The organism is Saccharomonospora halophila 8 (assembly GCF_000383775.1).
Taxonomy (GTDB): Bacteria; Actinomycetota; Actinomycetes; order Mycobacteriales; family Pseudonocardiaceae; genus Saccharomonospora; species Saccharomonospora halophila.
This window is the reverse complement of the sequence record NZ_KB912477.1, coordinates 6,845-14,883: the sequence shown is the minus strand read 5'-3', so window position 1 is coordinate 14,883 and position 8,039 is coordinate 6,845. Positions and strand designations below refer to the sequence as shown.

The 8,039-nt window shown below is 70.9% G+C and carries 6 protein-coding genes; 3 read left to right on the top strand and 3 right to left on the bottom strand.

Annotation, left to right across the window (positions count from 1 at the left end):
- Nucleotides 1–271: 271 nt before the first annotated feature.
- Together nrdR and SACHA_RS0100455 are read left to right on the top strand one after the other, a co-directional pair.
- Nucleotides 272–787, top strand: coding sequence for a transcriptional regulator NrdR (gene nrdR, locus SACHA_RS0100460; RefSeq protein ID WP_019806308.1), 516 nt, complete (start codon nt 272–274; stop codon nt 785–787).
- Nucleotides 788–804: 17 nt separating this feature from the next.
- Nucleotides 805–3,711, top strand: coding sequence for a vitamin B12-dependent ribonucleotide reductase (locus tag SACHA_RS0100455; protein WP_028662753.1), 2,907 nt, complete (start codon nt 805–807; stop codon nt 3,709–3,711).
- 48 nt (nt 3,712–3,759) lie between these two features.
- On the opposite strand, the gene SACHA_RS0100450 is transcribed toward SACHA_RS0100455, so the two are convergent.
- Nucleotides 3,760–4,431: a dihydrofolate reductase family protein gene (locus SACHA_RS0100450; protein ID WP_019806305.1), complete on the bottom strand. Its 672-nt coding sequence runs from the start codon at nt 4,429–4,431 to the stop codon at nt 3,760–3,762.
- A 117-nt stretch (nt 4,432–4,548) separates the two neighbouring features.
- Nucleotides 4,549–6,651, bottom strand: coding sequence for a prolyl oligopeptidase family serine peptidase (locus SACHA_RS0100445; RefSeq protein ID WP_019806303.1), 2,103 nt, complete (start codon nt 6,649–6,651; stop codon nt 4,549–4,551).
- A 94-nt stretch (nt 6,652–6,745) separates the two neighbouring features.
- On the opposite strand from SACHA_RS0100445, the gene SACHA_RS0100440 reads away from it, so the two are divergent.
- Complete coding sequence (locus SACHA_RS0100440) at nt 6,746–7,195, top strand: CBS domain-containing protein (RefSeq protein WP_019806301.1); 450 nt, start codon at nt 6,746–6,748, stop codon at nt 7,193–7,195.
- A 64-nt stretch (nt 7,196–7,259) separates the two neighbouring features.
- Here SACHA_RS0100440 and SACHA_RS19550 read toward each other — a convergent pair.
- Nucleotides 7,260–8,039 (bottom strand): serine hydrolase (locus tag SACHA_RS19550; protein WP_019806299.1); only part of this gene is annotated, 780 nt, incomplete at its 5' end.

The window sequence follows — 8,039 nt, the reverse complement described above, 5'->3', positions numbered from 1 at the left end:
AGTGCCCGGCGAGCCGCTGCGCGCTCCGCGCGGCGCCTCGCCCGCGTGACGGTCGGTGTCGCCGGTATGTCGGTCGTCACCTGCCGCGGCGCGGATGTCGGCTTGCGCCGGTGTCCGCCGCCCCATAGAGTCGACCCCCACATCTAGTAGTTACATTGCTGTAGTTGGTCCACAAGTTGGGGTACCATCGCGGTAGGCTTCGCGGGCGGAGGTTCCGCTCCGGTCAGGTCCGACGCGGGCGCGCAAGCGTGCGCAGGGAGGTGCGAGAAGGGTGCGATGCCCGTTCTGCCGGAACGCCGATTCCCGGGTCGTCGACTCCCGCGAGGTGGACGAGGGGCAGGCGATCCGGCGACGCCGGTCCTGCTCGGCGTGCGGTCGCCGGTTCACCACGTCCGAGACGATGGTCCTCGCGGTGGTGAAACGTTCCGGGGTCACCGAACAGTTCAGCCGGGACAAGGTGGTCCGGGGGGTGCGTCGCGCGTGCCAGGGACGCCCGGTCGACGACGACGCCCTCCAGCAGCTCGCGCAGCGGGTGGAGGAGACCGTCCGGGCGAGCGGGATCGCCGAGGTGCCGAGCCATGAGGTGGGGTTGGCGATCCTCGGTCCGCTGCGGGAGCTCGACACCGTGGCGTATCTGCGGTTCGCGAGTGTCTACCGTGCCTTCTCCTCGATCGAGGATTTCGAGGCCGAGATCCGGGGACTGCGCGAGGTGATCGCCGATTCGACGGACCAACCGGACGACAGCGCCAGGAGCGCGGACGACGCGGGACGTCGCCGCCAGTTGTGAACGCGGGAGAGGGAGTCATGACAGAAACCGTGGGGGCGGGCGCAGACGCCTCGCACAAGGGCAAGAAGCGTCAGGGCGCGGGCGCACGCAAGGGGCTGGGTATCCGGCGCGTCCACACCACCGAGGGTGTACACCCCTACGACGAGGTGCGGTGGGTCAAGCGCGACGTCGTCATGACCAACTGGCGTGACGGCACGGTCAACTTCGAGCAGCGCGGGGTGGAGTTCCCCGAGTTCTGGTCGGTCAACGCCACCAACATCGTCACCAGCAAGTACTTCCGCGGTGCCGACGGCAGCCCGGAACGGGAGTACAGCCTCCGGCAGCTCATCGACCGGGTCGTGAAGACCTACGTCGCCGCGGGGACCGAGCACGGTTACTTCGCGGGTCCGGCCGACGCCGAGATCTTCGAGCACGAGCTGACCTGGATGCTGCTGCACCAGGTGTTCAGCTTCAACTCGCCGGTGTGGTTCAACGTCGGGACCACCTCGAAACAGCAGGTCTCCGCGTGCTTCATCCTGTCGGTGGATGACACCATGGAGTCGATCCTCAACTGGTACAAGGAGGAGGGTCTGATCTTCAAGGGCGGTTCCGGCGCGGGACTGAACCTGTCCCGGATCCGGTCCTCCCGGGAGCTGCTCTCGTCCGGCGGCACGGCGTCCGGACCGGTGTCGTTCATGCGCGGCGCCGACGCCTCCGCCGGGACGATCAAGTCCGGCGGTGCCACCCGGCGGGCCGCGAAGATGGTGGTGCTCGACGTCGATCACCCCGACATCGACGAGTTCATCGAGACCAAGGCGAAGGAGGAGCACAAGATCCGCGTGCTCCGCGACGCCGGTTTCGACATGGACCTCGGTGGCAGCGACAGCGCCTCGGTGCAGTACCAGAACGCGAACAACTCGGTGCGGGTCTCGGACGAGTTCATGCAGGCCGTGGAGACCGGGGAGCAGTTCGGCCTGCGGGCACGGATGACCGGTGAGGTGGTGGAGCGCACCCCCGCGAAACCGCTGTTCCGGAAGATGGCCCGTGCGGCGTGGGAGTGCGCCGACCCGGGCCTGCAGTACGACGACACGATCAACGACTGGCACACGTGCCCCGACTCCGGGCGGATCACCGCGTCGAACCCGTGCTCGGAGTACATGCACCTGGACAACTCCAGCTGCAACCTGGCCTCGCTCAACCTGTTGAAGTTCCTCGGCGACGACGGCACCTTCGACGCCGAGCGGTTCGCCGAGGCGGTCGAGCTGGTCATCACGGCGATGGACATCTCGATCTGCTTCGCCGACTTCCCGACCGACGCCATCGGTGAGACGACCCGGAAGTACCGGCAGCTCGGGATCGGTTACGCGAACCTGGGTGCGCTGCTGATGGCGACCGGCCACGCCTACGACTCCGAGGGCGGTCGCGCCCTCGCCGCGTCGATCACCTCGCTGATGACCGCGGTGTCGTACCGGCGTTCGGCCGAGATGGCGGGTGTGGTCGGTCCGTACGAGGGATACGCCCGCAACGCCGAGGGACACAAGCGCGTGATGCGCAAGCACGCGGCGGCCAACGAGCTGATCCGCACCTACCACGGCAACGACGCCGCCGTGCGGGAGCGGGCGACGCGCGAGTGGGAACGCGGCAACGAGATCGGCGCCGCAAACGGCTGGCGCAACGCGCAGGCCAGCGTGCTCGCCCCCACGGGCACGATCGGGTTCATGATGGACTGCGACACCACCGGTGTCGAACCGGACTTCTCCCTGGTGAAGTTCAAGAAGCTCGTCGGTGGCGGGTCCATGCAGATCGTCAACAACGCGGTGCCGCGTGCGCTGCGGTCGCTGGGCTACCAGAACGAGCAGGTCGAGGCGATCGTGGACCACATCGCCGAGCACGGGCACGTGATCGACGCTCCGGGCCTGCGCCCGGAACACTACGAGGTGTTCGACTGCGCGGTCGGTGAGCGCGCCATCGCCCCGATGGGACACGTCCGGATGATGGCGGCGGTGCAGCCGTTCATCTCCGGGGCGATCTCCAAGACCGTGAACATGCCGGAGTCCGCGACGGTCGCCGACGTCGAGGAGATCTACTTCCAGGGCTGGAAGCTGGGTCTGAAGGCGCTGGCGATCTACCGGGACAACTGCAAGGTCGGTCAGCCGCTGTCCACCGGGAAGAACGAGAAGAACGGGACCGACGCCGCGGAGGAGGCCGAACCGGAGAAGGTCGTCGAGTACCGGCCGGTGCGCAGGCGGCTGCCGAAGAAGCGGCCCAGCCAGACGGTGTCGTTCACGGTCGGTGGCGCCGAGGGCTACCTCACGGCGGGCTCGTACCCGGACGACGGTCTCGGCGAGATCTTCGTCAAGCTGGGCAAGCAGGGGTCGACACTGGCGGGCGTGATGGACGCCTTCTCGATGTCGATCTCGGTGGGTCTCCAGTACGGCATCCCGCTGGAGTTCTACGTGCAGAAGTTCCAGAACGTGCGGTTCGAGCCGGCCGGGATGACCGACGACCCGGACGTGCGGATCGCCACGAGCGTGCTGGACTACCTGTTCCGCAGGCTTGCGCTGGACTACCTGCCGTACGACAAGCGTGCCGTGCTCGGCGTGTTCACCGCGGACGAGCGCACCGCCCAGGTGGAGGCCGACTACGGCGGTGGGGCGGATCCGGGACAGCAGAACGTGGATCTGAACACGCTGCGCAGCACGGTCGAGTCGGCGGGATCCACGGAGAACGCGGAGGACACGGACACCGGCCGGGCGAGCGGGAACCGCGGTTCCTCCGCGCCGGGCGGGCCCGCGGGCGAGGCGCACAGCACGACCGAGCTGCGGGAACTCCAGATGGGCAAGGCGGCGGACGCGCCGCTGTGCATGACCTGCGGGACGAAGATGCGCCCGGCCGGTTCCTGCTACGCCTGCGAGGGCTGCGGGGCCACCTCCGGGTGCAGCTGACCGGACACCGCGCAGCTGACCGGACACCGCGCGGTGCGCGGTGTCCGGTCAGTCCGCAGGCGTCGGGAGTACCCGGTAGGTGAGGTGTTCGGCGGCCGGGGTGGACACCGATCGGACCCGCTCCAAGCGGCGGAACACGGTGGTCCCCGGACCGGGGAAGAGCGGGGTGCCGCCGCCGAGGACGACCGGGACGAGGTGCAGTGTGAGTTCGTCGGCCAGTCCGGCGAGCAGCACGCTCGACGCCGTGCGCCCCCCGCCCATGACCACCACGTCCTTGCCGCCCGCCGCGGCGCGGGCCCGCTCGAGAGCCTCGTGCGGGCCGTCCGTGACGAACGAGAAGCGGTCCGCCAGGCGCACGGCCTCCGGTGGCGAACCGGTGAGCACGAAGGCCGGCGGTGCCTCGGTGCCCTGGCGGTCGGCTCCGTAGCCGATGTCGTCGTTCCACCCGTGGGGCCCGTCGACGAACTCGAACGTGCGCCTGCCCAGGACGACGGCGCCCGTGCGGGTGACCGCCTCGTCGAGGATCCCGGTGTCGGCGTCCGAGCTTCGTTGCTCGGCCCAGACCCATTCGTGCAGGACCTCGCCCCCGACACCGAGACCGTGGCGCGCATCGGTGCCCGGGGCGGCGACATACCCGTCGACCGACACCGAGATGTCGACCACGACCGTTCCGGTCGCGGCGTCCGTGATCCCGGTATCGCCTTGTTCGGACCGGCCCATCGCACGGCTCCTTCGCATCGCGGTCCCGTTCGTCCGTGGCACCCTACAACCGGTCGGTGTCCGAACGGGCCGGTCTCGCCCGGACCCCGACCGGACGAGGCGGTCGGCGGAGCCCGCTCAGCCGGGTTCCGGGGCGGCCTTCCCGGTGAGCCGTCGCCAGAGGAAGTCGAACACCAGCGCCCACTTGAACGCGGCCTGGGCGTTGTCGGCGGCGGCGCCGTGTCCGCCCTCGATGTTCTCGTAGTAGGTCACGTCGTGACCCTGTTCGCGCATCCGCGCCACCATCTTGCGGGCGTGCCCGGGATGGACCCGGTCGTCCCGGGTGGAGGTCATGACCAGCGTCGGCGGGTAGTCCACATCGGCGTCGAGATTGTGGTACGGCGAGTACCGCCGCAGCGTGGCCCAGTCGCCGGGGTCGTCCGGGTCGCCGTACTCGGCCATCCACGAGGCTCCGGCGGGCAGCAGATGGTACCGCCGCATGTCCAGCAGGGGCACCTGACTGACCACCGCGCCGACCAGGTCGGGGTGGCGGGTGAGCATGACCCCGGTGAGCAGTCCGCCGTTGCTGCCGCCCTCGACACCGAGGAGGTCGGGGGCGGTGACACCCCGGTCGAAGAGATCGGAGGCCACGGCGGCGAAGTCCTCGTAGACCCGCAGGCGGTCCCGCGTGACCGCCTGGTTGTGCCAGTCCGGTCCGTACTCGCCGCCCCCGCGCAGGTTCGCCACCACGTAGGTGCCGCCGAGCTCCAGCCATCCGCGGCCGACCACCCCGCTGTAGGACGGGGTCACCGACAGCTCGAATCCGCCGTAGCCGGTGAGCAGCGTCGGTCCGGGTCGCCGGTCGGCCCGGCCGACGACGAAGTACGGAATACGGGTGCCGTCCGCCGAGACGGCGAAGTGCTGCGTGGTGTCGAGGCCCGTGGCGTCGAAGAACGCGGGGGTGTCCCGCAGTCGTTCGGTCGTGCCGGTTCCGGCCGCCTCCGGCTGTGTGGCCCCGACCGCCTCCGGGGGCTCGGTGCCGAGCGTGCCCCGGAGCAGCACCGGTGGCTGCGTGTAGCCGGTGACCTGGAGGAAGTACTCGTCGCTGTCGTGCGGGTCGGTGCCCACGAGGTCCACGGTGCCCACCTCGGGAACCCCGGGTAGCGGTGCGTCCCGCCACCCGTCCGGGGCGGGGGTCAGCACGCGGAACCGGGTCTTCACGTCCCGCAGTGTGCCCAGCAGCAGGTGGTTCCGGGTCCAGGCGAAGCGGTCGAGCGAGGTGTGCGCGTCCGGCTCGAACAGCACGGTCAGGGTGCGGTCCCCGGCGAGGAAGTCCTCCAGGCGGGCCGCCAACAGCGCTCCCGCGGGATGGCGGACGTCCGCGGGGCACCACGGGGACCGGGTGCGGACCAGCAGCCACTCCCGGCGCACCGACACGACGGCATCCTCCGGGACGTCGAGGAACACCAGCCCGGCGTCGGTGCGCACCCACGTCCGGCCGCGGTAGAAGTCGATGTCGCGCCGGACCAGGCCGCGTTCCCACCCCTCGGTCGGGTCGTGGGTGGCGCCGACGGCCACGTCACCGGCCTCGCCCTCGAGCACGACGGTGGCCTCCTCCAGGGGAGTGCCCCGACGCCACTCCTTGACGATCCGGGGGTAGCCGGAATCGGTCAGCGAACCGGGACCGAAGTCGGTGGCCACGTAGACGTGGTCGCGGTCGATCCACGACACCGCGCTCTTGGCCTCGGGCAGCCGGAACCCGTGGGGGACGAACTCCCGGCCGTCGAGGTCGAACTCCCGCACCACCGCCGCGTCGGCGCCGCCGCGGGACAGCTCGACCAGGCACCGCCGGTGGTCGGGGCGCAGTACCGTGGCGCCCTGCCAGACCCAGTTCTCCGACTCGGCGGCGGCCAGCGCGTCGACGTCGATCAGCACCTCCCACTCCGGGTCCGGCTTGCGGTACTCGTCGAGGGTGGTGCGCCGCCACAGTCCCCGGGGGTGGGCCGCGTCCCGCCAGAAGTTGTAGAGGTGGTCGCCGCGCCGCCGGACGACGGGGATGCGGGTGTCGGCGTCGAGTACCTCCCGCAGCCGTCCGGTCAACCGGTCGAACGACTCCCGGTGCGTGCCCCCGTCCACGGTCTCGGAGTTGCGGGTCCGCACCCAGTCGAGCGCCTCGGCGCCCTCGACCTCCTCGAGCCAGAGGAACGGGTCGTCGTCCGCGGTCACGTGCGCCTCACTCATCCCACCGAGTCTGCCAGCCGACCCGCTGCCCTTTTCCCCAGCGTGGACACCCGGTAGCCTGGTGTGAGCTGCCTCACCGACGGGGAGGAGACCCATGCGGATCGCCGATCTGTTGCGGCGCAAAGGTTCCACGGTTGCCACGGTCAGCCCGGAGACGGGGGTCGAGGGCCTGGTGGCCCGGTTGGCGGAGCACAACGTCGGGGCCCTCGTGGTGGTCGGTCCCGCCGGTGAGGTGATCGGCATCGTCTCCGAACGGGACGTCGTGCGCGGGCTGCGCGAACGGGGCGCCGGGCTGTTGGCCACCCGGGTCGGCGACATCATGACCACGGACGTGGCGGGCTGCACCCCGGAGGACTCGGTGGACGAGCTCAGTGCCGTGATGACGCGGCGGCGGATCCGGCACGTGCCGGTGCTGGTGGACGGCGCCCTCGGCGGGATCGTCAGCATCGGCGACGTCGTGAAGTCCCGGATGGACGAACTGGAGCAGGACCGCGAGCAGCTGGAGTCCTACATCGTCGGCGGCAGGTTCGACACCACGGGATGAGCCGGGCTCCGATGCCGTTGCCCGGAGCCGTCCGTCCCGGCCCGTCGACCGGGTGTGCTCGTCCTCAACAGGTCTCCTCGGCACGGGGGCCGGGGGGACAGTCGCTCCCGGGTGACCCCGACGGCGTCCGGGTCCCGGTCAGGGCGGGTGCCAGCGCGGCCACCCCCTCGGTGAGAGCCGTGGCGGCCGTGGTGAGGTCGGTGCCGGCGGGGTGCCGGGACAGCAGTACCACGACGTAGCGGTGATCCGCCCCGACGAGCCCGGTCGTGTGCAGGACGAGCTCCCCGTCGACACGCATCCACCCCTGTTTCACCGCCGTTTCGGTGTCGGGCAGGGCCGACGGGATGCCGAAGCTCTGGTCGATGCCGTCGGCGGCGGTGGCCTGCGCTCCGGACAGGGCGCCGAGCACGAGATCGGCGGCGGGGGCGGGAATCTCGTCGGTGATGTAGGTGTACAGGATGCGCAGGTCACGCGGGGTGGTGACGGTCAACTCCCACTCCGCGGGCTCGGCCGGCGCGGTGGTCGCGCGCAGACCCGCCTCCGCCGCCGTCCGGTGCACCACCGCGGGGCCCCCGTACCGCGACCACAGCACGGACGCGACCGGATCGTCACTGGCCGCCAACATCCGCACGAGACGCTCCCGCTCCGGCCCCGGGGGCGGTGGGCGCCATCCCGCGGTGCGCAGCACCCGGCCGGCGATGGCCAGCTTGACCACCGAGGCGGTGTAGAACCGCCCTCCGGGGTCGTGCTCGGCCACCGTGCGCCCGGTGGCGCGGTCGTGGACGGTCAGCCCCACCCGGCTGCCCGGGACCCGGCCGGACACGGCCGCGACGACGTCCGCGGC